This is a genomic window from Burkholderia sp. IMCC1007 (assembly GCF_027257875.1).
Classification (GTDB): Bacteria; Pseudomonadota; Gammaproteobacteria; order Burkholderiales; family Burkholderiaceae; genus Burkholderia.
This window is the reverse complement of the sequence record NZ_JAPVQY010000039.1, coordinates 55,547-80,204: the sequence shown is the minus strand read 5'-3', so window position 1 is coordinate 80,204 and position 24,658 is coordinate 55,547. Positions and strand designations below refer to the sequence as shown.

General features: G+C 60.9%; 20 protein-coding genes and 3 pseudogenes. 21 read left to right on the top strand and 2 right to left on the bottom strand.

Annotation, left to right across the window (positions count from 1 at the left end):
- Window positions 1-89 precede the first annotated feature (89 nt).
- From tssF to O1Q03_RS27405, 20 genes and pseudogenes are all read left to right on the top strand, one after another.
- The gene (gene tssF, locus O1Q03_RS27495) at window positions 90-1,973 is read left to right on the top strand and encodes a type VI secretion system baseplate subunit TssF (protein ID WP_269507192.1); all 1,884 of its coding nucleotides are present in this window, start codon (window positions 90-92) and stop codon (window positions 1,971-1,973) included.
- Window positions 1,974-2,105: 132 nt separating this feature from the next.
- Complete coding sequence (locus O1Q03_RS27490) at window positions 2,106-4,244, top strand: type VI secretion system Vgr family protein (protein WP_269507190.1); 2,139 nt, start codon at window positions 2,106-2,108, stop codon at window positions 4,242-4,244.
- Window positions 4,245-4,261: 17 nt separating this feature from the next.
- On the top strand, window positions 4,262-4,720 hold the full coding sequence (locus tag O1Q03_RS27485; RefSeq protein ID WP_269507189.1) for a DUF1795 domain-containing protein: 459 nt from the start codon (window positions 4,262-4,264) through the stop codon (window positions 4,718-4,720).
- On the top strand, window positions 4,717-9,024 hold the full coding sequence (locus O1Q03_RS27480; protein WP_269507188.1) for an RHS repeat-associated core domain-containing protein: 4,308 nt from the start codon (window positions 4,717-4,719) through the stop codon (window positions 9,022-9,024). The genes O1Q03_RS27485 and O1Q03_RS27480 overlap by 4 nt, the downstream gene beginning before the upstream one ends.
- Window positions 9,017-9,505, top strand: a complete 489-nt coding sequence (gene comJ / locus O1Q03_RS27475) for a competence protein ComJ (RefSeq protein WP_269507187.1) — start codon at window positions 9,017-9,019, stop codon at window positions 9,503-9,505. Before O1Q03_RS27480 ends, comJ begins: the two co-directional genes overlap by 8 nt.
- A gap of 377 nt (window positions 9,506-9,882) precedes the next feature.
- On the top strand, window positions 9,883-11,064 hold the full coding sequence (locus tag O1Q03_RS27470) for an RHS repeat domain-containing protein (protein WP_269507186.1): 1,182 nt from the start codon (window positions 9,883-9,885) through the stop codon (window positions 11,062-11,064).
- Window positions 11,065-11,073: 9 nt separating this feature from the next.
- The gene (locus tag O1Q03_RS27465; protein WP_269507195.1) at window positions 11,074-11,550 is read left to right on the top strand and encodes an RHS repeat-associated core domain-containing protein; all 477 of its coding nucleotides are present in this window, start codon (window positions 11,074-11,076) and stop codon (window positions 11,548-11,550) included.
- A 5-nt stretch (window positions 11,551-11,555) separates the two neighbouring features.
- Window positions 11,556-12,056 carry an SMI1/KNR4 family protein gene (locus O1Q03_RS27460; RefSeq protein ID WP_269507185.1) on the top strand — a complete coding sequence of 167 codons (501 nt, stop codon included), beginning with the start codon at window positions 11,556-11,558 and terminating at the stop codon, window positions 12,054-12,056.
- Window positions 12,057-13,046: 990 nt separating this feature from the next.
- Window positions 13,047-13,427: pseudogene (locus tag O1Q03_RS40260) on the top strand (RHS repeat-associated core domain-containing protein); the annotation flags it as partial.
- A gap of 297 nt (window positions 13,428-13,724) precedes the next feature.
- Window positions 13,725-14,204 carry a hypothetical protein gene (locus O1Q03_RS27450; RefSeq protein ID WP_269507183.1) on the top strand — a complete coding sequence of 160 codons (480 nt, stop codon included), beginning with the start codon at window positions 13,725-13,727 and terminating at the stop codon, window positions 14,202-14,204.
- Between the two features lie 63 nt (window positions 14,205-14,267).
- The gene (locus O1Q03_RS27445) at window positions 14,268-14,570 is read left to right on the top strand and encodes a hypothetical protein (RefSeq protein ID WP_269507181.1); all 303 of its coding nucleotides are present in this window, start codon (window positions 14,268-14,270) and stop codon (window positions 14,568-14,570) included.
- Window positions 14,571-14,582: 12 nt separating this feature from the next.
- Complete coding sequence (locus O1Q03_RS27440; RefSeq protein ID WP_269507179.1) at window positions 14,583-15,377, top strand: RHS repeat-associated core domain-containing protein; 795 nt, start codon at window positions 14,583-14,585, stop codon at window positions 15,375-15,377.
- A complete protein-coding gene (locus O1Q03_RS27435) occupies window positions 15,378-15,644 on the top strand; it encodes a MafI family immunity protein (protein ID WP_269507178.1) in 267 nt (88 codons plus the stop codon).
- A 57-nt stretch (window positions 15,645-15,701) separates the two neighbouring features.
- Window positions 15,702-15,854, top strand: a pseudogene (locus O1Q03_RS40255) (RHS repeat protein); the annotation flags it as partial.
- 77 nt (window positions 15,855-15,931) lie between these two features.
- The gene (locus O1Q03_RS27430; protein WP_269507177.1) at window positions 15,932-16,168 is read left to right on the top strand and encodes a hypothetical protein; all 237 of its coding nucleotides are present in this window, start codon (window positions 15,932-15,934) and stop codon (window positions 16,166-16,168) included.
- Between the two features lie 1,095 nt (window positions 16,169-17,263).
- Window positions 17,264-18,382, top strand: coding sequence for a branched-chain amino acid ABC transporter substrate-binding protein (locus O1Q03_RS27425; protein WP_269507176.1), 1,119 nt, complete (start codon window positions 17,264-17,266; stop codon window positions 18,380-18,382).
- A 187-nt stretch (window positions 18,383-18,569) separates the two neighbouring features.
- Window positions 18,570-19,496: a high-affinity branched-chain amino acid ABC transporter permease LivH gene (gene livH / locus O1Q03_RS27420; RefSeq protein WP_012366668.1), complete on the top strand. Its 927-nt coding sequence runs from the start codon at window positions 18,570-18,572 to the stop codon at window positions 19,494-19,496.
- 11 nt (window positions 19,497-19,507) lie between these two features.
- Window positions 19,508-20,779, top strand: a complete 1,272-nt coding sequence (locus O1Q03_RS27415; protein ID WP_269507175.1) for a high-affinity branched-chain amino acid ABC transporter permease LivM — start codon at window positions 19,508-19,510, stop codon at window positions 20,777-20,779.
- Window positions 20,776-21,549 carry a high-affinity branched-chain amino acid ABC transporter ATP-binding protein LivG gene (livG, locus tag O1Q03_RS27410; RefSeq protein ID WP_269507174.1) on the top strand — a complete coding sequence of 258 codons (774 nt, stop codon included), beginning with the start codon at window positions 20,776-20,778 and terminating at the stop codon, window positions 21,547-21,549. The genes O1Q03_RS27415 and livG overlap by 4 nt, the downstream gene beginning before the upstream one ends.
- On the top strand, window positions 21,549-22,250 hold the full coding sequence (locus tag O1Q03_RS27405; protein WP_269507173.1) for an ABC transporter ATP-binding protein: 702 nt from the start codon (window positions 21,549-21,551) through the stop codon (window positions 22,248-22,250). The genes livG and O1Q03_RS27405 overlap by 1 nt, the downstream gene beginning before the upstream one ends.
- Before the next feature lie 324 nt (window positions 22,251-22,574).
- On the opposite strand, the pseudogene O1Q03_RS27400 reads toward O1Q03_RS27405, so the two are convergent.
- Window positions 22,575-22,768, bottom strand: a pseudogene (locus O1Q03_RS27400) (DUF2000 family protein); the annotation flags it as partial.
- A 156-nt stretch (window positions 22,769-22,924) separates the two neighbouring features.
- Window positions 22,925-23,197: a DUF4148 domain-containing protein gene (locus tag O1Q03_RS27395; RefSeq protein WP_269507172.1), complete on the bottom strand. Its 273-nt coding sequence runs from the start codon at window positions 23,195-23,197 to the stop codon at window positions 22,925-22,927.
- Window positions 23,198-23,559: 362 nt separating this feature from the next.
- On the opposite strand from O1Q03_RS27395, the gene O1Q03_RS27390 reads away from it, so the two are divergent.
- Window positions 23,560-24,642 carry a helix-turn-helix transcriptional regulator gene (locus tag O1Q03_RS27390; protein WP_269507171.1) on the top strand — a complete coding sequence of 361 codons (1,083 nt, stop codon included), beginning with the start codon at window positions 23,560-23,562 and terminating at the stop codon, window positions 24,640-24,642.
- The last annotated feature ends 16 nt before the right edge of the window (window positions 24,643-24,658 follow it).

Sequence of the window (24,658 nt, the reverse complement as noted above, 5' to 3'; positions counted from 1 at the left end):
GAGGATTGCAATTGCCTGAATAAAATCGTTCCGCCTGTTTTACACCGCTGCCGGGCCATGCGGCCAGCGCAGCGACGACCGGAACGTATATGGCCCTCGAACCCCAGGATCTACTGCCGCACTTCGAACGCGAAATCGCGTTGCTGCGCCGTTCGATGCAGACGTTTGCGCAGCGTTTCCCGAAAATTGCCGCCCGCCTCGCGATCAACGGCGAGCGATCGGAAGACCCGCATGTCGAGCGACTGCTGCAGTCGTTCGCGTTGATGGCGGCATCTCACGCCATCCGTCTCGAAGACGATGTGCCGGCGTTTACGCGCGATCTTCTCGAATCGCTGCACGGCGTGTTCCTGCGCCCGTTTCCGTCGTGTGCGATCGCGCAGTTTCATTGCGATCGCACCGACAAGCACACGTCGCCGCGCGTCATCCATCGCGGCGATCGACTGATCGCACCCGTCGGCCGGCAGGTATTCCGTCTGGCGGATGACGTCACGACCGCGCCGCTGACCGTCGCGGCCGTTCGTTACACGACGTCGGCGATCGCACCACGAGACGCGGCGTTGCCGCCTGAAACGACCGGTTTGCTGACCATCACGTTCGAGCTCACCGCGCCGGAAGCCACGTTTGCGCTCGTGCCGGACAGGTTGCGCCTGCACTTCACCGGCGCACGCGAGGTGGTCGCGGCACTCGCGGACGCAACCCTGCTGCTTGCCGTACGCAGCTTCGCCGAAGCGGGCAATTCCGGTCGCTGGAAGCGTCTGCCGGGCGTGGCGATGACGCCCGTCGGCCTCGAGCCGGCCGATGCGCTGCTCGACCTCCCGCCCGACGACACCCTCGGGCCATTTCACCTGCTGATGACGTACTGCGCCGTACCGGAGCGCTTCGACTTCGTCGACGTCGACATGCGACCGCTCAAGCGGGCCGCGGGCGATAGTCGTCGCGTCGCGCTGCACCTCGCGATCGCACGCGTGCATCCCGACTCGCATCGCGCTCAGCGTCTGGCCGCTGCGACGGCCGACCACGTGCGTCTGTTCTGTACGCCCGTGATCAACCTGTTCCAGGACGATGCGCAGCCGATCGAGACGCACGCCGGTTGCGCGTATTACCCGGTGAAGGCGCTTGCCCGGGCCGGTACGTCGCAGACGGACATCTGGTCGATCGACACCGTTCGTCAGGCTTCCGATGCCGGTTCGTCGATGCTGGCGCCGTTCCACTCGTTACGGCGCGACATGGACACGCGTCCGGGCTTGTTCTGGACGGTATTGCGCGATGAGGCCAGGCGGGCGCCGAAGCACAAGCCTGTCGATCAGGAGGCCAAACCGGCGGACAAGCTACCGACGCCCGCCCCGGACGAGACGCCGGAGCCGCTTCATGGCGTCGAACTCCTGCTGACCGACCGCGACGGTCGACCTGCCGATCCGGGCAAACGCAAACTGGCGGTCCGGCTTTCCTGTACCCAGGGCGACCTGTCCGGGATGCAGCCGTGCGAACTGGCGCTGACGGAAGGTGTCCCGGTGGGAACGATCATGCTGCTGAACCGGCCGACCCGGAGCCGGGCACCGGCTTTCCGTTACGGGGAGCTGTGGGATCTGCTGTCGCTTCTCGTGCCGCAGGCGATCAGGCTCGACAAAGGCGGCCTGACCCAGCTCAGACAGCTTTGCACGCGCTGGGCGGAAGGCTCGGTCGACGGCGGGCGGCGCTTCGACGCGCTCGTCTCGTTGTCCACCGCGCGCGTGCGATGCTGGCTGCCGGGCAAGCCGGCGTCGGCGTTCGTGCAGGGGCTGGAGGTGCGATTGGTCGTGGACGAGCAGCGTTTCGCCGCGTTCAGCCTGGGCGCATTCGCGCACGTGATGGACCGGTTTTTCGCGCCGTACGTGCCGGTCACCAGCTTCGTGCGGATCGTGCTGTTCTCCGCGCAGACCGGTGCGCTGCTTCGGCGCGGGCAACCGTGCGCCGGGCTTCAGCCGCTCATCTAGTTTTCGATTATCGGGGCGTGAACCAAACGTTTGCGGCGCGTCTTTCGCGCGATCCGGTTTTGACCTACATTATCGAGGCTTCGCGCCGGGCAGCCGGCCGAGAGAACCTGAGATCATAAGCAAGGAAAAAGAATGAGTTTCGCTCCGAACGGGGGTATTCCCAACGGTTTTGGCGGCAGTGCGCTCGGTTCCTTGAGCGCGCTCGGCGGCCTCGCTGGTCCTGTCGCGTCGAGCGTTGCCGGCAGCCTCGGGCCGCTCGCCGGCCTGGCCGGGCACGTCGATACCGTCCAGCGTGCGATGCAGCTCGCGCAAACCGGCTTCTCGCTGATGGACAAGACGCCCGGCGCGATTGCCGACGCGATCAACGGCGCCGCCAAACCCGCGCGCCTGACCCAGCTCAATCGTTACGTCACGCTCGATACGCCGCTCGGCCCCGACGTGCTGCTGGTGAGCGCCGCCGTCGTCGACGAGCACGTGAACCGGCTGCCGGAAATCCACCTCGACCTGCTGTCGCATCGCCACGACCTGCGCCCCGACGACCTGATCGGCCAGCAGGTCAAGATCCGGCTCGACCAGCAGGCGCGCTTGTCGACGCTCGAGCGCATCGTCGCAACGGGCACCGGCGACAACGACCGCTACTTCGACGGCTACGTTGCGTCGTTCGATCGCGCCGGCAACCCCGGCAACGTCACGCAGTATCACCTCACGGCCGTGCCGTGGTTCTGGTTCCTGACGCGCTCCACCGACTGCCGGATCTTCCAGAACAAGACCGCGCAGGACATCCTCACCGAGATCTTCCAGGAGCACGGGTTTTCCGACTTCGTGTTCGATATCCGGATGAGCCAGAAGCCGCTCGAATACGTCGTGATGTACCAGGAGTCCTACTACAACTTCTGCGCGCGGCTGATGGAGCAGGAGGGGCTCGTCTGGACGCACCGCTACCAGAAGGACAAGCATTTTCTCGTGATCGGCGATACGAACCTGCTGTTCCGCCCGATCAGCGGGCTGGCAACCGTGCCGTTCGCCGCGACGGAAGCGAGCGAGGACAGCGGCATCGACCAGTTGCACGAAGGCCGGCGCTTCGGGGTCGGCAAGGTCACGTTTCGCGACTTCAATTACCAGAACCCGTCGTCGCCGCTGATGCTCGTCGAGGCCGAGCCGCAGAACCTCAAGCATGCGCGGCTCGACGCGACCGAGCGGTTCGAGCACCAGTCGCTGTACGACCACGGCGACGACGGCAACCGCTATGCGCGTTTCGCGATGGAAGCCGAAGAGGCGCAGGCGCATCGCTATACCGGCAGCGGCTACGCGTGGCGCATGACGACGGCCGGCGCCGTGACCGTGGCGAATCACCCCGTCCTGGAGAACAACCAGGAATACGTGATCCTGCACGTGCGCCACGAGGCGGTGAACGACTACACGCAGCACAGCGCGAAGCTGCCGTATCGCAACAGCTTCTCGCTGCTGCCGAAGAAGATTCCGTACCGCGCGCCGCGCGCGACGCCGAAGCCCGTGATTCACGGCACGCAGTCGGCGATCGTCGTCGGTCCGAAGGGCGAGGAAATCTATACGAACGGCAGTGCGGTGAAAGTGCATTTCCCGTGGGACCGGCGCGGCAAGAAGGACGGCTCCGATTCGATGTGGGTGCGCGTATCGCAACCGTGGGCGGGCGACGGCTGGGGCGCGGCCGCGATTCCGCGGATCAAGCAGGAAGTGCTCGTGGCGTTCAACCAGGGCGATCCGGATAACCCGGTGATCGTCGGCCGTGTGTTCAACGGCGAGCAGGGCAACCCGTATCACGGCGCGGGCGGCCAGACGATGGGGATCAAGAGCCAGACGCACAAGGGGCAGGGGTCGAACGAGATCCGCATGACCGACACGAACGGCATGCAGGAGTTCTTCATGCACGCGCAGAAGGACATGAACACCGTCGTCGAGAACAACGAGACGCACAAGGTACTGGGGCCGCTGCGTACTGTCCTCGTGGCGACGGGCAGCGAAGAAAAGCAGATTCCGCAGGGCAACCTGACCGAGACGATTGCCGAGAAGCGCAGCACCACGGCGACCATCGTCGAGGTGACGACGCCGGCCAAGGACGGGGGCGGCGGCACGCAGGTCTACGTGGCCGAGCGCGGCATCCTGCTGAAGGTGCAGGACAGCTCGATCTCGCTCGCGCCGGAAGGCATCCGCCTCGAGCACAAGGGCTCCGTGATCCTGATGACCGCCGACGGCGTGATGATCAACGGCACGCGCATCGATCTCAACAAATAACTCGAATAAAACCAGCCATGCACTACGCAATCCATGAAGGCAGCTTTGAACTGCCGGACGCGGCGCTTGATCGCACCGTCAATATCCTGATGATGAACGTCGGCCCCGGCGGCCTCAATCTCGTGATCGCCCGCGGACGGTTTCGCGACGGCGAGAATCTCGACGCGTTCGTTGCGCGCGAATGGGAAGTGGCGTCGCGTGATGCGAGGATGCTCACCGAGAAGGCCCGCCGACCCGTTACCGTCGCCGGGCGTGCGGGCATTCAGATCGATTCCACACACGAACGCGACGGCCGGCTGTGGCATCAAATGCAGACCATGTTCCCGTCGGACGACGCCTGCCGCGTGCTCGTGATGACGTTGACCAGCGCGGCGCCGTTGACCGACGAACAGCAGGCAATCGCCGACCGGATGCTCGCCAGTTTCCAGCCGCGCGCGGCGCGACCGACCCTGCTCGGGCCGGGTGACGCGTCGTGAGTGCGGAACACTTCGCGGCCGCTCGCTTCGAAGACCCGATCCAGCACACGTCGTTCTGGGGCGAGCTTGTCGGCACGGTTGGGTCGGTGGTCGGCGGTGCCGTCGTCGGGGCGTTGGTGGCGGAGGCGATGGAGGGGCTGTTGTTCGTCGGCCTGGCCGCGCTTGAAATCGGCACGGCCGGGTTGGCGACGCCGCTCGTGATCGCGATCGGTGTCGGCGTGGCGGTCGGCTCGGGCGCGCTGATGGAAGCGAGCGGCATGAACGAAGCGATCGACGACGGCGCGAAGGCGCTGGCCGATTCGATCGCACCGCCCGAGATCAAAGGCAAGATCGCGAGCGGCTCGGGGAACGTCTACGTCAATAACAAGCCGGCGGCGCGGGCGGCCAAGCCGGGCGATCTCGATACCGTCGCGTGTACGGACCATACCGGGCCGCAGATGATTGCCGACGGGTCGGGTAGCGTTTATATCAACGATCAACCGGCTGCGCGGGTTGGTGACAAGACGACGTGTGACGGGACGATTGCCGAAGGGTCGGACAACGTCTTCATCGGCGGCGGCACGCAGCGGGTGCGGGACGTGAAGTCGGCTACCCGGCTCGGATGGCTCGGGGCGGCGCTCGGGATTGCGCTGGCGGTCTGTGGCCGCGGCAAGATGACCTGGGGGCAGTTTCTGAAAAGCAAGGTGCCGTGTATCGCGATGAATTTCGCGGCCAGTGCATTCGGGACATGGCTTGGCAGTCTCGCGAGGCCGTCAGCAGGTCACCCGGTCAACGTCATTACCGGCGGCAAGGTTCTCGACGGCTCGGACGATACCGACTTCGCATTGCCTGGGCCGCTGCCGATCGTGTGGCGACGTTTTTACAGCAGCCATGACGATCGTGCCGATAGCCTGTTCGGGACGGGGTGGAGCGTGCCGATCAGCGTCGAACTGCGGATTGCGCGCGAGCATGGTGAAGTCACGTCGATCACATACTGGGACGAACAGGGGCGCGACATCGAGTTTCCGGCGGTGCCGCCGGGTGAGAGTCATTTCAGCGTGCCTGAAGGCATTTACCTGATTTGTACCGCCGGCGGGCACTATGTGGTCGAAACGGTCGATGGTCTGTATCGCGATTTCGGCCGGGCGCGCGGCGATGCCGACAGCGAGACGCTCAAGCTGTGGCGGCTCGAGGATCGCAACGGCAACTGGATCGAGGTCGAGCAGGAAGCGGCAGATCAGGTTGTGCGGCCGGTGCGGTTGCGTGACAGTGCGGGTCGCGTGCTGACGCTGGGCTACGAGACATCGCATCCTCGACGCATTGCAACGATCGAACTGACGCGTGGTGTGGACGGTGAACAACCGGACACGTTGGTGCGTTATGCGTACACCGATGCCGGTGAGCTCGTGGCCGTGACCGATCGCAGCGGCCACACAGGGCGACGCTTTGCCTACGAGCGTGGGCTGATGGTCCAGCACACGTTGCGCGGCGGCTTGAAGTGTTTTTATGCGTGGAACGGCGTCGGCCGCGATGCGCGTGTCGTGCGCCACTGGACCGACGACGGCGAAGCGTACACGTTCGACGCGGACCTTGCGCAGCGTTCGGTGACGGTCACCGACCAGATCGGGCGCGTGACGCAATGGACATGGAACGAGGATCAGCAGCCGACGAGCCATACGGATGCGGAAGGCAACGTCTGGCGGCTCGAATGGAACGCGATGCGGCAACTGGTCAGTACGACCGATCCGGCCGGAAACACGACGCGCTTCGAGTACGACGAGCGCGGGCGGCAGACGCAGCGAATCGACGCGCTTGGCCAGGTCGATCGCACTGAGTGGAACGGGCACTACGATCTGCCTGTTGCGGAAACCGATCCGGCCAATGCGCGCTGGATCTATCGCTACGACGATCGCGGCAATCTGACGATGACGCGCGATCCGGCGGGTTTCGCGACCGAGTATTACCGGGACGAGCGCGGGCTCGTGCATACGATTCGCGATGCGCGTGGCGGGTACAAGTTCCTCGAATGGAATGGCCGGGCGCAGTTGACCTCGTATACCGATTGCTCCGGCAAGGTCACGCGGTTTGCGTATGACGCACGCGGTGCGCTCGCGCGGGTGACGGATGCTGCCGGCCACGCCACCGTGTACGAAACCGACGCGATGGGGCGGGTCACGGGGATCGGGACGGCTGATGGTGCGCGGCAGACGTTTCGGTACGATGCGGCGGGGCGTCTCGTTGAGGTCATTGATGCGAATCAGCGCAGCACGCGTTACGAACTCAATCCGCGTGGATTGTTGTTGGCACGCACGGATGCGGCTGATCGTGTCGTGCGGTTCGGTTATGACGATGCGTTTAGGCTCGCGAGTTTGACCAACGAGAACCGCGAGACGTATCGCTTTCAGTATGACCGTCGCGATCTGGTTTCCGTACAGATCGGCCTCGATGGCCACAAGCGTACGTACGAGTACGACGTGTGCGGTCAAGGCACGATCGTACGCGATGGGCAGATCGAGACGCGATACGAGCGCGATGCGATCGGGCGACTGACGGCGAAGCAAGCTGCGCACGAGCGCTGCGAGTACTTGTACGACAAGGCGGGCCGGATCACATCGGCCGAGTTGTACACACTTGCCGCCCGCGGACCATCGCTGAAGAATCGCGTCAGCCTGAAATACGACGCGCTCGGAGAAGTCGTCGAGGAATACACGCCAACTGGCTGGCTCGCACACACCTACGACGAGCTGGGCAATCGCGTCAGCACGACGATTTCCGGCGAGCGCACGATCGATTGGCTGCATTACGGGTCGGGACACGTGCACCAGATTCGTTTCGACGGTGCCGCGGTTGCGGACATCGAACGGGACGATTTGCATCGCGAGGTGCTACGGACGCAGGGCAAGCTGACGAGTCACTTCGGGTATGACGCAGTGGGGCGCCGTGCGCGGCAAACTGCGCAGCGAGGTACGGCGGGCGGCGAGTTGCTTGCGAAGCAGTGGCAATACGATGCCGCAGGTGACGTGATCCAGAAGCGCGATCAGCGTTATGGCACGACGAGCTATCGGTATGACCCGACGGGGCGCATCGAACAGGCGGTGGGGCCGGGATTGCCGTCGGAAGTGTTTCGCTGGGATGCGGCGGCCAACCTGGTGTCGAGCGATTATCCGGGCGGCTACGTCGAGCACAACCGGCTCAAGGTGTTCGAGGACAAGCGCTTCGAGTACGACGCGTATGGGCGGCTCGTTCGCAAGGTGAGCGGGCATGGGCCGGCTAAGGAGCTCACGCTTGAATACGACGATTGGAACCAGCTTAAGACCGTCGTGACGAAGGACCGGCTCGGGATCGCGACAACGCATTTTGAGTACGACGCGTTCGGCCGGCGGATCCGCAAGCTCAATGGCAGTTATGCGAGTACGGATTTCCTGTGGGACGGCATGCGGTTGGTGCAGGAGACGTATCACGACCGTCAGGGCGAGGAAGCGCTGACGTACTTGTACGAGTCCAATAGTTACGTGCCGCTTGCCCGGATCGATCAAGGGAAGGCGGCGGCGAATGATGCGGATGTACGGGATGCCGTTTATTACTTCCACAACGATGTTTCGGGACTGCCGGAGGAGTTGACTGACGCTGGGGGCGAGCTGGTTTGGCAAGCGCGCTATAAGGTTTGGGGCAATGCGGTGCAGGAGGAGTGGATCGCGCGGGCGCCGCAGCGCCCCACACCGGCGTGGGGCGAAGTACAGGCCGCAGCACCGGTGCAGTCCCGCGTGCCTCGACCGCAGAATTTGCGCTTCCAAGGGCAGTATCTAGATCGTGAAACGGGGCTGCACTACAACACCTTCCGGTTCTACGACCCGGATGTCGGACGCTTCATCAATCCGGATCCGATCGGACTAAACGGAGGGCACAATCTGTACCGCTACACACCAAATCCGATCACATGGATCGATCCATGGGGATGGGCCGGTTGTACCCTAACCAAAGCCAAAGCAAAGGACTATGACTACACTCTGCGTTTGAAGCGATCTGAATATCCGCAGGCATTCGGGCACATCTCACGTGCGATCGACAACGGGCACGCGGATATCGTGACCGTCCAGAGAGGCAGCGCAAAGCTCAATCGCAAGCTCAGTCTGGCCGGCGTCAAAACGAAAGCTGGCATGGATCGAGATGAGTGGCCGATGGCGATGTTCAAGGAAGGCGGTAACGGTGCTAGCGTGAGATATATCGACCCGAGTGACAACCGGGGAGCCGGATCAAGTATCGGCAATGTGTTGTCGGATTTGCCAGACGGAACAAGAGTTAAGGTGGAAATTTACGATGAGTGACAATCTCAGCCAAACGGTCGATCTGTTGATCTCCCATAGCCAGATTCTAGTTCGGTCTAGACCGTATGACGAAGGTTTGAGCCAATGGGGAACGGGCAACATTGATCAAGGTGCGGTACTTCACGACGACTACCTCATTTTTGATCCACTTCCTGACGACGCCTTTGGCGCAAAGGTGTATTTGCGAGTGGTGGACAAATTTGAGATGGATGAGCAGGCGGCGCGATGCATTGTTGCCCCGTTTCGTATCACTGATCACGGCGCGCTGGAAGTTGCCTCGGCAACTGAAAAATTCAAGATTGCGTTGCCGCTGCCGCTTGACTCTTACGATGTGTATTACGAGGTCTGTGATGGAGAGGAAGTGTTCTATAAGTTTACATTTGCCTCAGATGCCATGCATCGACAAGCAATGTATTTGCGCGATGACCCATGGGGTGGAAAGAAAGGCGGGTCGCTATTGAATGGAAGATTTGATAGGTAAAAAAGATTCGCCTCTCTGAGTATTAGAAGAATTGGGCTTGAACCATTTCTAATGAGGTCGGTGGGCTGGTTCCTTCAGCCCGCTGTCTATTGGAAAGTATTTATCGGATGGATTCATCGTCCGGCAAGATTATTCAAGTATGATGAGTATGGGCAATGGGGTGTTGGGATATTGTCACCTCAAGAGGCAATTGAAGAAGCGGCCAAGCAAAAGCGGATAAGGGGTCGGGAGTTTCTACATAGTGATATTGTTTTCGCACGTTTTTATGGGGATTCCGACTTGCTTCTGATGGATTCCGTTGGTGCCGTTTACGTCGCTTTACCTTTGGATCATAGAGGCGACTGGCCGAAAGTGGCGGCCGAATCACATCGGCCGAGTTGTATGCGCTTGCCGTTCATGGAGAAGTCGTCGAGGAATACACGCCGACCGGCTGGCTCGCACACACCTACGACGAGCTGGGCAATCGCGTCAGCACGACGATTTCCGGCGAGCGCACGATCGATTGGTTGCATTACGGGTCGGGGCACGTGCACCAGATTCGTTTCGATGGTGCGGCAGTTGCGGACATCGAACGGGATGATCTGCATCGCGAGGTGCTACGGACGCAGGGCAAGCTGACGAGTCACTTCGGGTATGACGCGGTGGGGCGCCGTGCTCGGCAAACTGCACAGCGAGGTACGGCGGGCGGCGAGTTGCTTGCGAAGCAGTGGCAATACGATGCGGCGGGCGATGCGATCCAGAAGCGCGATCAGCGCTACGGCACGACGAGCTATCGGTATGACCCGACGGGGCGTATCGAACAGGCGGCGGGACCGGGATTGCCGTCGGAAGTGTTTCGCTGGGATGCGGCGGCGAACCTTGTGTCGAGCGATCACCCGGGCGGCTACGTCGAGCACAACCGGCTTAAGGTATTCGAGGACAAGCGCTTCGAGTACGACGCGTATGGGCGGCTCGTTCGCAAGCTGAGTGGGCATGGGCCGGCTAAAGAATTGGTGCTTGAGTACGACGATTGGAACCAGCTCAAGACCGTCGTGACGAAGGACCGGCTCGGCATCGCGACGACGCATTTCGAATACGACGCGTTCGGCCGGCGGATCCGGAAGCTCAATGGCAGTTATGCGAGTACGGATTTCCTGTGGGACGGCATGCGGTTGGTCCAGGAGACGTATCACGACCGTCAGGGCGAGGAAGCGCTGACGTACTTGTACGAGTCGAATAGCTATGTGCCGCTTGCCCGGATCGATCAAGGGAAGGCGGCGGCTAATGATGCGGATGTACGGGATGCGGTTTATTACTTCCACAACGATGTTTCGGGGCTGCCGGAGGAGCTGACTGACGCTGGTGGCGAGTTGGTTTGGCAAGCGCGCTACAAGGTGTGGGGCAATGCGGTGCAGGAGGAGTGGGTTGCGCGGGCGCCGCGGCGCCCCACACCGGCGTGGGGCGAAGTACAGGCCGCAGCACCGATGCAGTCCCGCGTGCCTCGACCGCAAAACTTGCGGTTCCAAGGGCAGTATCTAGATCGTGAAACTGGGCTGCACTACAACACGTTCCGGTACTAGGATCCGGACATTGGGCGCTTCATCAGCCCGGATCCGATCGGGTTGATGGGAGGGGTGAATTTCTATGCGTATGCACCCAACTCGCTTGGATGGGTTGATCCGCTGGGACTCTCCTGTGGAGAAACGCCTCGAGCCAAACCGTCAAACTCGAGTTTGGCTAGTCGTATTCGCGGTATGCTCAATTTGTATCCGGAGGTAGTGGACCCGAGAACTGGACGTAGTATCCCTTTCCCCAGCGGAATAGGAGGGAAAGTTCCTGTTGCAGATCGGGTTTCGTGGGGCGCGACCGAGCGAGGAAATTTCATTAAGGAATGGTACGACCGAGGATATTCAACGCCCCGAGGGGGATGGGCTGAGTACGATATACATCATATTCAACCAAGGGAATTTGGTGGTAACAATGATTTCTGGAATCTGGTGCCGGTTCAGCGGAAAAGCCATCAGGAATTGTTCAATGCATTCTGGAGGGATTTTGACGGATTATGAATAAATTGAGTATTCTCGTTGAGAAAATAAAATCGGATTGGTCCGTTTCGAGAAGGGCTGTTCACTTTGGTCAGGAGTGTCCATTTTTATTGAGATCTGATTTTTCTACTGGCATCGCCGGTGATACGGCGATCGATGGAATTCCGAATTCTGCGTGTGAGCTCACGCAGTTTTGGAGAATATCCGCGCGAGCAGATTTATTCAAGGATGATGAGTACGGGCAATGGGGTGTTGAGATATTGTCACCTCAAGATGCAATTGAAGAAACGGCGAAGCAAAGACAGATAAGGGGGCGGGAGTTTTTGGATGGTGATGTTGTGTTCGCTCGTTTTTATGGGGATTCAGACTTGCTTCTGATGGATTCCGTTGGCGCCGTTTACGTCGCTTTACCTTTGGATCATAGAGGTGACTGGCCGCAAGTGGCGGATTCTTTTGAGGATTTTTTGGAGAGGTTGACGAACTCTCAGGGGGCCAAATATTGGGAGCCGCCAAAGGGAAGTCGCTAATTTGGGCGAGGCGATATCGCATGTAATGCATCAGCGTTGCATGCCTGTATGACAAGGCAGGCCGAATCACATCGGCCGAGTTGTATGCGCTTGCCGTTCATGGAGAAGTCGTCGAGGAATACACGCCGACCGGCTGGCTCGCACACACCTACGACGAGCTGGGCAATCGCGTCAGCACGACGATTTCCGGCGAGCGCACGATCGATTGGCTGCATTACGGGTCGGGGCACGTGCACCAGATTCGTTTCGATGGTGCCGCGGTTGCCGACATCGAACGGGACGATCTGCATCGCGAGGTGCTACGGACGCAGGGCAAGCTGACGAGTCACTTCGGGTATGACGCGGGTGGGGCGCCGTGCGCGGCAAACTGCACAGCGAGGTACGGCGGGCGGCGAGTTGCTTGCGAAGCAGTGGCAATACGATGCGGCGGGCGATGTGATCCAGAAGCGCGATCAGCGCTACGGCACGACGAGCTATCGGTATGACCCGACAGGGCGTATCGAACAGGCGGCAGGGCCGGGATTGCCGTCGGAAGTGTTTCGCTGGGATGCGGCGGCCAACCTGGTGTCGAGCGATTATCCGGGCGGCTACGTCGAGCATAACCGGCTCAAGATGTTCGAGGACAAGCGCTTCGAGTACGACGCGTATGGGCGGCTCGTTCGCAAGCTGAGTGGGCATGGGCCGGCTAAAGAATTGGTGCTTGAGTACGACGATTGGAACCAGCTCAAGACCGTCGTGACGAAGGACCGGCTTGGGATCGCGACAACGCATTTCGAGTACGACGCGTTCGGCCGGCGGATCCGGAAGCTCAATGGCAGTTATGCGAGTACGGACTTCCTGTGGGACGGCATGCGGTTGGTACAGGAGACGTATCACGGCCGTCAGGGCGAGGAAGCGCTGACGTACTTGTACGAGTCGAATAGTTATGTGCCGCTTGCCCGGATCGATCAAGGGAAGGCGGCGGCTAACGATGCGGATGTACGGGATGCGGTTTATTACTTCCACAACGATGTTTCGGGGTTGCCGGAGGAACTGACTGACGCGGGTGGCGAGCTGGTTTGGCAGGCGCGCTATAAGGTGTGGGGCAATGCGGTGCAGGAGGAGCGGGTTGCGCGGGCGCCGCGGCGCCCCACACCGGCGTGGGGCGAAGTACAGGCCGCAGCACCGGTGCAGTCCCGCGTGCCTCGACCGCAGAATTTGCGCTTCCAGGGGCAGTATCTGGACCGCGAGACCGGGTTGCACTACAACACTTTCCGGTTCTACGATCCGGACATCGGGCGATTCATCAATCCGGATCCAATTGGGTTGCTGGGGGGCGCGAACCTCTATCAATTTGCGCCTAACTCGATCACGTGGATTGACCCTTGGGGACTAAGTCCCATTATGGTTGATCCTAGGTTGATAAATTTCAGTCAGTCTTGAGCCCAAATGACTATGCTGAAGTCATGAATCAAAAGGGCTGGATTGGTGATCCTTTAAATGTGATGGTTCGCGACGGTCAAATGGTAAGTTTTGATAATCGACGCCTTGATGCGGCGCTATAAAACAAAGTTGACAAGGTTCCGGTAAATATTATTGATGGAGAGAATCCATATCCGAAATCGACAACTGGAAAGTCGTGGAATGATGCTTTCGACGAGCGATTAGGAAGAAATGGACTCGGGAAGTATGGAACTTCCGAACGGCCTGCCATTGGCAAGACGGATGGCGAAGCGCGCGTTTCTAGAAATAGGAGAAATAAAGTTGGTTGCTGATGTTCTTCACGATATTTTGCTTAGGGAGCAGTTTTTTTGCGCCGACTGTATTGTCATTGGAAAATCTGATGTGATTGGGTACAGAATAAAAGATGGGCAACTGGAAGTAGATAGGTCTATTCGTGTTGCGGAAGATGACTTAACCGATGTATTTCAGAATTTTTCTGTGAATATCGCCGGTTCGGTCTACGTTGGTGGTGAGGCATCTGCTCATGGGTCGTGTGGTTTCTTTTATAAAAAAACTAATGATGTTCTTGATTGGGCGTTGATGTCATTGGATTCTGAGCCTTTTGTATCTTTAGAGGAAATTCACGATGGAGTTGCGTTCGTGTCAAGTTCGGGGCGTAAGTGGCTGGTGTGCGGAAATAATATAGGGAAGGTGAAAATAGCGTAATTTTAGGCGAACCCCTTGTGTCGAGCGATTATCCGGGCGGCTACGTCGAGCGCAACCGGCAAGATGTTCGAAGACAAGCGCTTCGAGTACGACACGTATGGGCGGCTGGTTCGCAAGCTGAGCGGGCATGGGCCTGCTAAAGAGTTGGTGCTTGAATACGACGATTGGAAGCAGCTCAAGACCGTTGTGACGAAGGACCGGCTCGGTATATCGACAACGCATTTTGAGTACGGCGCGTTTGGCCGGCGGATCCGGAAGCTCAATAGCAGTTATGCGAGTACGGATTTCCTGTGGGACGGCATGCGGTTGGTGCAGGAGACGTATCACGACCGTCAGGGCGAGGAAGCGCTGACGTACTTGTACTAGTCCAATAGTTATGTGCCGCTTGCCCGGATCGATCAAGGGAAGGCGGCGGCTAATGATGCGGATGTACGGGATGCCGTTTATTACTTCCACAACGATGTTTCGGGGTTGGAGGAACTGACTGACGCTGGGGGCGAGCTGGTCTGGCAGGCGCGCTATAAGGTTTGGGGCAATGCGGTGCAGGAGCAGTGGGTGGCGCGGGCGCCGCAGCGCCCCACACCGGCGTGGGGTGAAGTACAGGCCGCAGCACCGGTGCAGTCCCGCGTGCCTCGACCGCAGAATTTGCGCTTCCAAGGACAGTACCTAGACCGCGAGACTGCGCTGCACTACAACACCTTCCGGTTCTACGACCCGGATGTCGGACGCTATATCAGCCCGGATCCAATCAAGTTGGTCGGTGGAACTAACCTATATCAATACGCTAATAGTAATCCGATAAACTGGGTTGATCCGCTTGGGTTGTTCGGATGCGATCCTAAGGCACGTAAGCACATTCTTTATGGTGATAGCCCTACCAGCGGTGGGCATATGTGGCCCGGTAATCCGGGGAAAACGGTATTTCCAGAATCTTGGAATGCGACGAAGATAATTTCAGAGGTTGATGGTATTGTCAATTCCTCGAGCACTAAATGGTATGCCCAGACAGGAACTGGGGGAGCTCTAACTAAGGCAGGGGAGCCGGCCACGTTGGTGTCTTGGGAAGTTCGAGATGGCGTGCAAATTCGCACAGTTTATCAGCCGGCTATCGGTAGGATAGTGACGGCGTTCCCTGATAGTGGACCTATTCCGATTTTGCCGGAGGCGAAGTAAATGAAGGATTTGGAGAGATTAAGGGCGCTCGGAGGAGGGTTTAAGAATCGTCTTTCGGATCAGGATATAAGTTTTTCTTTGGGGTACATCGATTTTAATGAGGCTCCTTTGGCTCTTGATGCTTTGTGTAATTACATTTGTGAGCATGATGTTGAGGTATCGCGAGAAGAATATAGTGAGATAGTGTCTCTGAATGAGATTTTTGGTTCTCCTCTTGGAAAGAAAATTATTTCATATTTGAAAAATCTAATTTCTGAGGATCGATGACGGCTGTTTTAATGAATTTAAACGGAATTTGACCAGGGCAACGATTTCGGCGAGCGCACGCTGCACTATGGTTCAGGGCATGTGCACCAGATTCGTTTCGATGGTGCCGCGGTTGCGGACATCGAACGGGACGATCTGCATCGCGAGGGGCTACGGACGCAGGGCAAGCAAACCAGTCATTTAGGATATGACGCAGTGGGGCGCCGTGCTAAGGGGGAGGGTGTCAAGTGCATTCCGTTAGAGTGGTTTGGATTTCTGAGGCCACGGGGGGAAGGAAAAAACCTCCAGTGGCGGGAAAGTATTATTCAGTGTCTCGATTTCCCGATGATGTTAATTGGCAAAATAATGCGTGGAGTGTTGTTTTTGACTTGGGCGATCCTTTCGAGGTTGATGGGGGAATGGTGAATTTTGGAGGGGTTGATTTTCTTGTAGATAATGCTCCCAAGGAGAGAATGATAAATAATAAAATATTTGATATTTATGAAGGTCCCAAGAAGGTCGCAGAGGTAACTATACTTGATTAAGGTGAATTAAGAAGGATGAATCGTACGGGCACAGCGAAAGATGACGCTCGGTGGGGACCATGTGTCGGCTGCCACGCCCACAGCGCCCGCGCGCCGCGACCATAGATCTTGTGGCTGTTTGCAAGCTGAGTGCGCATGGGGCTGCTAAAGAACTGGTGCTTGAGTATGACGATTGGAACCAGCTCAAGACCGTCGTGCAGAAGGACCGGCTTGGTGTTGGGACGACACATTTCGAATACGGCGCGTTTGGGCTGCAGAAGAAAAGCGAAGAGCGTGATTCATGGGAATCCGAACCAAGGTGATAAGCGCCAACAAAAAACGGCAGATCACTGGCTGGCGGCTGGGCGACGAGGGGGGGCGTCGAAGCGGCCCTGAGGCGACTGCGAGGCGCTGCGGGCGCGACCTACAGGGGAGGCTGGCTAGATTGCAAAAGCGAATTCGAATTATTTCATTTAAATATCAAAAAACTTTCAACACATCTGGTTTGGTTGGCTAACGGAAAGATTTGCCGCCTCGCCAAGCGCCCCGTCCTGGTGCGCATTCACACAATCATCGGTCGATTGATTTCCGATGATCATGCCCTCGGCAGCCCAAAAAATGCAGCACCGCGACTCACCCATCGGCAAACACCTCGCCCAACAAGGATCTTGGCCTAACTGTTCTGCCGAATAGCAACCCGATTGCACTGACAGCATCTGTCCCCACCTCCCCGAGGTTGCGCCCCCGTCGCCACCCTTGCATCTCAAAAACCTACGTGTTTTCCCTCAGAGACGCGGCATTTTTGACAGACGATTGAAAAACGCCCATATAATTTCGACTGCCTTGCCAATGGCTGTCGGACCATCCCTCCGAACGAGCGATTTGGCAAGCGGGGCAGGCGAAACGCTTGCGCAATGCAAGACGCATCACGATGTCTTTCCGAACCAGACGTCCCCTTCGGGGACTGCAAGAGCCGGGCCCCGCTACGCAACATTCCGCTGGAGTTCCGTCTTCTATGTGTCTCGGGCGTGTCCCATGTCCTCGCCCCGGGTGCTGTTCGATTGCGCAAGTCATGCCGCCTTTGCCCGTATGACTAACAACATCGAGGAGCTCCTGATGACGCTGTCCCGTCTTACGTCCATTTCCGTCGCCGCCGTGCTGTTCGCCGCCGGCGCCGCCGCCGCGCAAGCGGAAACCGTGAAGATCGCCATCGCTGGTCCGATGAGCGGTTCGGTCGCCCAATACGGCGACATGGTGAAGGCCGGCGCGCTGACCGCGATCGAACAGATCAACGCGGCAGGCGGTGCGGGCGGCAACAAGTTTGAAGTCGTGATGATGGACGACGCATGCGAGCCGAAGCAGGCCGTCGCCGTCGCCAACAAGATCGTCAGCCAGAAGATCAAGTACGTGATCGGCCACGTGTGCTCGGGTTCGACGATTCCCGCCTCCGACATCTACGAAAACGAAGGCATCGTGATGGTCACGCCGTCGGCCACCGCGCCGCAGCTGACGGAAGGCAAGAAGCGCCACTTCATCTTCCGCACGATCGGCCGCGACGACCAGCAAGGCCCGGCCGCCGCGCACTACATCATCAACAACGTGAAGCCGAAGAAGGTCGCGGTCCTGCACGACAAGCAGTCGTACGGCCAGGGCATCGCGTCGTCGGTGAAGAAGGACCTCGAAGCCGCGAAGATCCCGGTCGTGCTGTTCGAAGGCATCAACGCCGGCGATTCGGACTACTCGGCGATCATCACGAAGCTGAAGTCGCAAGGCGTCGACTTCGTCTACTTCGGCGGCTACCACCCGGAAATGGGCCTGCTGATGCGCCAGGCGCGCGAGCAGGGCGTGAAGGCGACGTTCATGGGCCCTGAAGGCGTGGGCAACAAGGACGTGACGGCGATCGCCGGCCCGGCTTCGGAAGGCATGCTGGTCACGCTGCCGGCGGACTTCTCGGCCGATCCGGCCAACGCGGCGCTGGTGAAGGCGTTCGCGGACAAGAAGCGCGACGCGAACGGCCCGTTCCAGATGCCGTCGTACGCAGCGGTGAAGATCATCGCCGACTCGATCGCGGGAGCGAAGACGACGGACCCGACGAAGGTCGCGGCGTACATGCACAAGACGACGTTCGACACGCCGATCGGCAAGGTCGCGTATGACGCACCGGGCGACCTGAAGGCGTTCAAGTTCGTCGTCTACACGTGGCACAAGGACGCGACGAAGACCGCCGCCCGGTAACAACGAAGTACCCGCCTGCGCGCACCCGCCCTGTCCGAGACCCGGACGGGGCGCGTGCGCATTCGGTCGCGCATTCCCCGTGCGCGACCAAAGCAGGCGGCCCGAGACGACACCGTGCGTTGCGCGCGGCCGATCGCCGTGATCCGGCGACGGCATGCGACACAGCGCCAACGGGAGCTTCCCGCACATGACTGACTTCTTTCCTCAATTCGCCCAGCAGCTGGTCAACGGCCTGACGCTGGGTGCGATCTATGCGTTGATCGCCATCGGCTATTCGATGGTCTACGGCATCATCGGCATGATCAACTTCGCCCACGGCGAGATCTACATGATCGGCGCGTACGTGGGCCTCGTGACCCTCACTGCAATCGGCATCTCCGCCGGCTATCCGCTGCCGCTCGTGCTCGGCGCCGCGCTGATCGTGTCGGTGATCGTCACGGGACTGTACGGCTTCGCGGTCGAACGCGTCGCGTATCGCCCGTTGCGCGGCGGCCCGCGCCTCGTGCCGCTGATCTCCGCGATCGGCATGTCGATCTTTCTGCAGAACTACGTACAGATCGGCCAGGGCGCGCGCGACGTGTCCGTGCCCGTGCTGATCTCCGGCGCGTTCGACATTCATCTCGGCGGCGACTTCGACGTGACGATTCCGTATGCGCGCCTGCTGATCGTCTGCGTGACGCTGGTGCTGATGATCGCGCTCACGCTGTTCATTTCGCATTCGCGGATGGGCCGTGCGTGCCGCGCGTGCGCCGAAGACATGAAGATGGCGAACCTGCTCGGCATCGACACGAACCGCGTGATCTCGTTCACGTTCGTGCTCGGCGCGATGCTGGCGGCCGTCGGCGGTGTGCTGATCGGGCTGACGATCGGCAAGCTGAATCCGTATATCGGCTTCGTCGCAGGCATCAAGGCGTTTACCGCCGCGGTGCTCGGCGGGATCGGCAGCATCCCGGGCGCAATGCTCGGCGGCGTGCTGCTGGGCCTCGCCGAAACCTTCGCCGCAGGCTACATGCCGGCCGAGTACAAGGACGTGGTCGCGTTCGGCCTGCTCGTGCTGATCCTGCTCTTCCGCCCGACCGGCCTGCTCGGCAAGTCGGACATCGAAAAGGTTTGAGGGTGACGCAGATGAGTCAAGTCATTTCCGTTCGCCGCCCGGCCGCCGACGCGTCGGTCGGCCAGGCGCTGAAGAATGCGGTGGCCGCCGCGGTCCTGACGGCGATCCTCACGATTCCGGTGCTCGGGCTGCAACTGAAGCTCGACGGCTATCAGGTGGTGCTCACGCCGAACTGGCGCCCGGTGTGGATCGCAGTCGCGGCCGTGTTCCTGTTCCAGCTGTTCAAGCCGTGGCTCGTGCGCGCGAAATCGGCGGTGAAGCTGCCGGCGATGCCCGCGATGGGCGCGCAGCAGCAGCGCGTGATCATCTGGGTGCTGCTCGCCGTCGGCCTCGTGTGGCCGTTCTTCGGTTCGCGCGGCGCGGTGGACGTCGCGACGCTCGCGCTGATCTACGTGATCCTTGGCCTCGGGCTGAACATCGTGGTCGGTTTCGCGGGGCTGCTGGATCTCGGCTATGTCGGGTTCTACGCGGTCGGCGGCTATACGTACGCAATGCTGAACCAGTATTTCGGGCTGTCGTTCTGGGAGTGCCTGCCGATCGCGGCGATCGCCGCGGCGACGTTCGGCTTCCTGCTCGGCTTCCCGGTGCTGCGCTTGCGCGGCGACTATCTCGCGATCGTCACGCTCGGCTTCGGCGAAATCATCCGCCTGCTCGCGAACAACCTGACGAGCCTCACCGGCGGCCCGGACGGCATCTCGAGCATTCCGAAGCCGACGGTGTTCGGCTTCGAGATGGCGCGCTCGGCGAGCGTCGAAGGCGTGAAGACCTTCCATGAACTGATCGGGCTGGAATACAGCGGCGAGCACATGGTGATCTTCCTGTACCTGATCGCATTGGTGCTGGTCGGCTTCACGCTGTTCGTGACGAGCCGCCTGATCCGCATGCCGATGGGCCGCGCGTGGGAAGCGCTGCGCGACGACGAGATCGCATGCCGTTCGCTGGGTCTCAACCCGACGCGCATCAAGCTGTCGGCGTTCACGCTCGGCGCGGCGTTCGCGGGGATCGGCGGCGCGTTCTTCGCGGCGCGTCAGGGCCTCGTGAATCCTGAATCGTTCACCTTCATCGAATCGGCGCTGATCCTCGCGATCGTCGTGCTCGGCGGGATGGGTTCGCAGCTCGGCGTGATTCTCGCGGCGATCCTGCTGACCGTGCTGCCGGAAGTCGCGCGCGGGTTCGCCGAGTACCGGATGCTGATCTTCGGTCTGGTGATGGTGTTGATGATGATGTGGCGTCCGCAGGGCCTGCTGCCTGCGAGCCGTCCCCATGTGGAGCTGCCGCAATGAGCGCGAATGCAGAACTGTTGAAGGTGGCCGGGCTGCAGATGCGCTTCGGCGGGTTGCTCGCGGTGGACGGCATCGATTTCGACGTGCGCCGCGACGAGGTGTTCGCGATCATCGGGCCGAACGGCGCGGGCAAGACCACGGTGTTCAACTGCGTCGGCGGCTTCTACAAGCCGACCGGCGGCGACGTCGTGCTCGACGGCCACGCGATCGCGGGGCTGGCGAGCCACCAGATCGCGTTGAAGGGCCTGGTGCGCACGTTCCAGAACATCCGCCTGTTCAAGTCGCTGACGGTCGTCGAGAACCTGCTCGTCGCGCAGCATCGCAAGGTGAAGGCCGGGCTGCTGCACGGCCTGTTCGCGACGCCCGCGTATCGTCACGCGGAGAAGGAAGCGCTCGAACGCGCGGCCGTGTGGCTCGACCGGATGGGGCTGACGTCGGTCGCCAACCGGCCGGCCGGCACGCTGTCGTACGGGCACCAGCGGCGTCTGGAGATCGCGCGCTGCATGATCACCGAGCCGCGCCTCCTGATGCTCGACGAGCCGGCGGCCGGCCTCAACCCGCAGGAAAAAATCGAGCTGCAGCACCTGATCGACACGCTGCGCCGCGAGTTCGGCGTATCGGTGCTGCTGATCGAACACGACATGAGCCTCGTGATGGGCGTGTCCGACCGCATCCTCGTGATGGAGCACGGCCGGCCGATCGTGATCGGCACGCCGGAAGCGGTCCGTAACGACCCGCGCGTGATCAAGGCGTATCTGGGGGAAGAGTGATGCTGAAGCTGGAACAGGTCCATACGCACTACGGCGCGGTCGAGGCGCTCGCGGGCGTGTCGATCGAGGTGAACAAGGGCGAGATCGTCACGCTGATCGGCAGCAACGGCGCCGGCAAGACGACGCTGATGATGACGGTATGCGGCACGCCGCGCGCGTCGTCGGGCCGCGTGCTGTTCGAGGGCAACGACATCACCGGGATGTCGACGCACCAGATCATGCGGCAGGGGATGGCGATCTCGCCGGAAGGGCGGCGCGTGTTTCCGAGCCTGACGGTGCTCGAGAACCTGAAGATGGGCGGCTTCTTCGCGAGCCGTCATGAAATCGACGACGGCATCGAGCACGTGTTCAAGCTGTTTCCGCGCCTGAAGGAACGCGCGGCGCAGCGGGCCGGCACGATGTCGGGCGGCGAGCAGCAGATGCTGGCGATCGGCCGTGCGCTGATGAGCAAACCGCGTTTGCTGCTGCTCGACGAACCGACGCTCGGCCTCGCGCCGCTCGTGATCGCGCAGATCTTCGACATCATCCGCGCGATTCGCGACGAAGGCGTCACGGTGTTCCTGGTCGAGCAGAACGCGAACAAGGCGCTCGGTGTGGCCGATCGCGGTTATGTGCTCGAAACGGGGCGCGTGGTGCTGGCCGACACGGGCGCGAACCTGCTCGCGAACGACCGGATCAAGCAGGCGTATCTCGGCGGGTAATGAAGCAAGCCGCCGGCCTGCAACGGGCCGGCGGTCTACGGCAATCTGTAGCCGATTTGGCGTCGATCGCAGCAAATTCGGCGACATTCGGGCGGTGCACGCGGATCAACGCGACATCGGTATCGACGGCTGGGCACGTGACGCTGGAGAGAATCCGCTAGCACGCGCTGATCGGCGTTCTCTCGCAGTTTCTGTACCTGAGCTGCGTGTACGTCGCGATTCAGCATGGGTTGCCGCCGGGTATCGCGGCGATCGTCGCGGCGATGCATCCGCTCGTCACGGTTGCGATGACGACGGTCGAAGGCAGCGAGCCGCAAGCGGCGTTCAAGCGTGCAGTGCCAGACCCTTCGCAGCTTTATCCACGACGTTTTTCGGCCCGCGCAACGCAAGGCCGACCGGATCGAAACGGGTGCACCCTCGGAGCGAAATACTGCGCGGTCGACCGCGCCGCGTCGAGTTGAAAACATCGCGCGCACGTACCGCACGATCCTGATTTCACTCGATAGCGCGCGCCGGTGGTATTGATACGTTCTCGTTCTTGCCGGCACGTTGCGCTCGACACGAAAAGCTGCCGGGCGCCCCTTTCTTCGCTGTCCTTTCGTTGCCCAACCATGGTCGCGCCCTCGCTACGCGCAACCGATACACGAGCGACCATGCCGGGTCGACACCGCCGGCTACTGGCCGCCGCCGTACAGCTGGTTGAGACGCTGGAGTTCTCCCGACTTCTGCATGCGCAGGTACTCATCCTTGACCTGCGCGCGCGTGAGCGCGGCCGGTGTCCCCGCTTGCGAACCGGCGCTGGGCATGCTGCCCATCGACGTCGCGCTGATCGCCGAGTCGGACGGCTTGCTCGCCGCCGCTGCGGCGCCTTCGTCCTGGCCCCGCGCGAGACCCGACGCACCCAACACACAGATGACGGCCAGTGCCGCCTGGTACATGCTCTTCATCGTGGCACCTCACATGAAATAGCGATGCAACAACAATAACGACGCGACCGACGCGGGTTGCGCATCGTCCGCGTATTCCGACGCTGCGCATCGGCGTGGCGGCTGCCGACGCGCTTACCGGCATCGCGGTCCTGCCACGCTCGCACGCGTAACGTCGAACCTCCGCCGGCGATTCTCCATGCAATTGCGGCGGAATGGCGGAATGATAGAACCCGCGTGCCGCTTTGACGCCCTCTTGAAAGGGGGCAATTGTCGTCGTTGTCATGTGGAATGCCTAAACTGGACTGTTCGCGGAACGTGCGAAGGCGAGCATGTCGCCTCGCACCGCGCGCGAATTCGGTGCATGTTCGAGGAGCGCATTCATGTCTGACAAGCACGTCGCGCTTGCGAGCCATATTCGTCGGCTGTGTTCGCTCGCCGTCGAGCCGCATCTCGTCATACCGCATGTGATCGAGGCGGCTCGGCACATCGTCGGTGCAGATTGGGGCATGTTCTTCTACGCCGACGAGCACTACGCAGCGTCGGACGTGTGCAGCGAAAACGAAGCGGTCTACACGTTGTTGCCGACGTATTTCGCGCACTTCCACAATACCGAGCGCGAGGAGGTACTGGGCGTCACGTTTTCCGACGCGATGCGCCGCGGACGCGGTTTCGACAACAGCGCGCACTACGACGATGCACTGCTGTCGAGCGATATGTACGCGGATCTGTGGCGGCCGCTGTCGATGCGCCACTGTCTCGAGCTGACCGCGACAGACGGCACGCGCGGCTGGGGAGGGCTGCTGCTGACACGCGCACCAGGTTGTCGTCCGTTCTCGGACAGGAACCATCGCGACATCGAACCGCTGGCACGGCATCTTGCCCATGCGCTGTCGCGGCCCGTGCAGCCGCCGCTGCACGAATCGGAATGCAGCGAGTCCGCGATCGTGGTGGTCGACGACGAGGGCCGGCTGCTGCTGCACAACGCGGACAGCATCCGGATGCTGGCGCTCGCGACCGGTGAGCCGCGCGCGTTCTACCGCCATGAACGCTTGCCGGACTGGCTCACGCCGTTGCGGTCGAACCTCAAGCGGATCTGGCTCGGTTACCCGGCGCCGCCCGCCACGATCGAGCGTCGCAACGATGCGGGGCGTTTCCGCTTCAAGGCCTATCGATGTACCGACGCAGCCGCGTTGCAACGCGATGCCGCGATCGTCATCTATATCGAACACTTTCCGCCGCTCAGGCTGACCGTCGAGCGACTGGGTTTTGCGCTCGGCCTGACCGAGCGACAACGCGAACTCTGTGTGCAGCTCGTGCTCGGCCGTTCGCACAGCGAGATCGCGCGTGACTTCGCGTTGCGCGACAGCACGGTCGTCGATCATGTTCGCAAGATCTATCGCCGGCTCGACGTACACAATCATGACGAATTGTGCAGCGTGTTTCGGGCCGGGCGGCATGACTAGATTCCGCCCCGCGCGG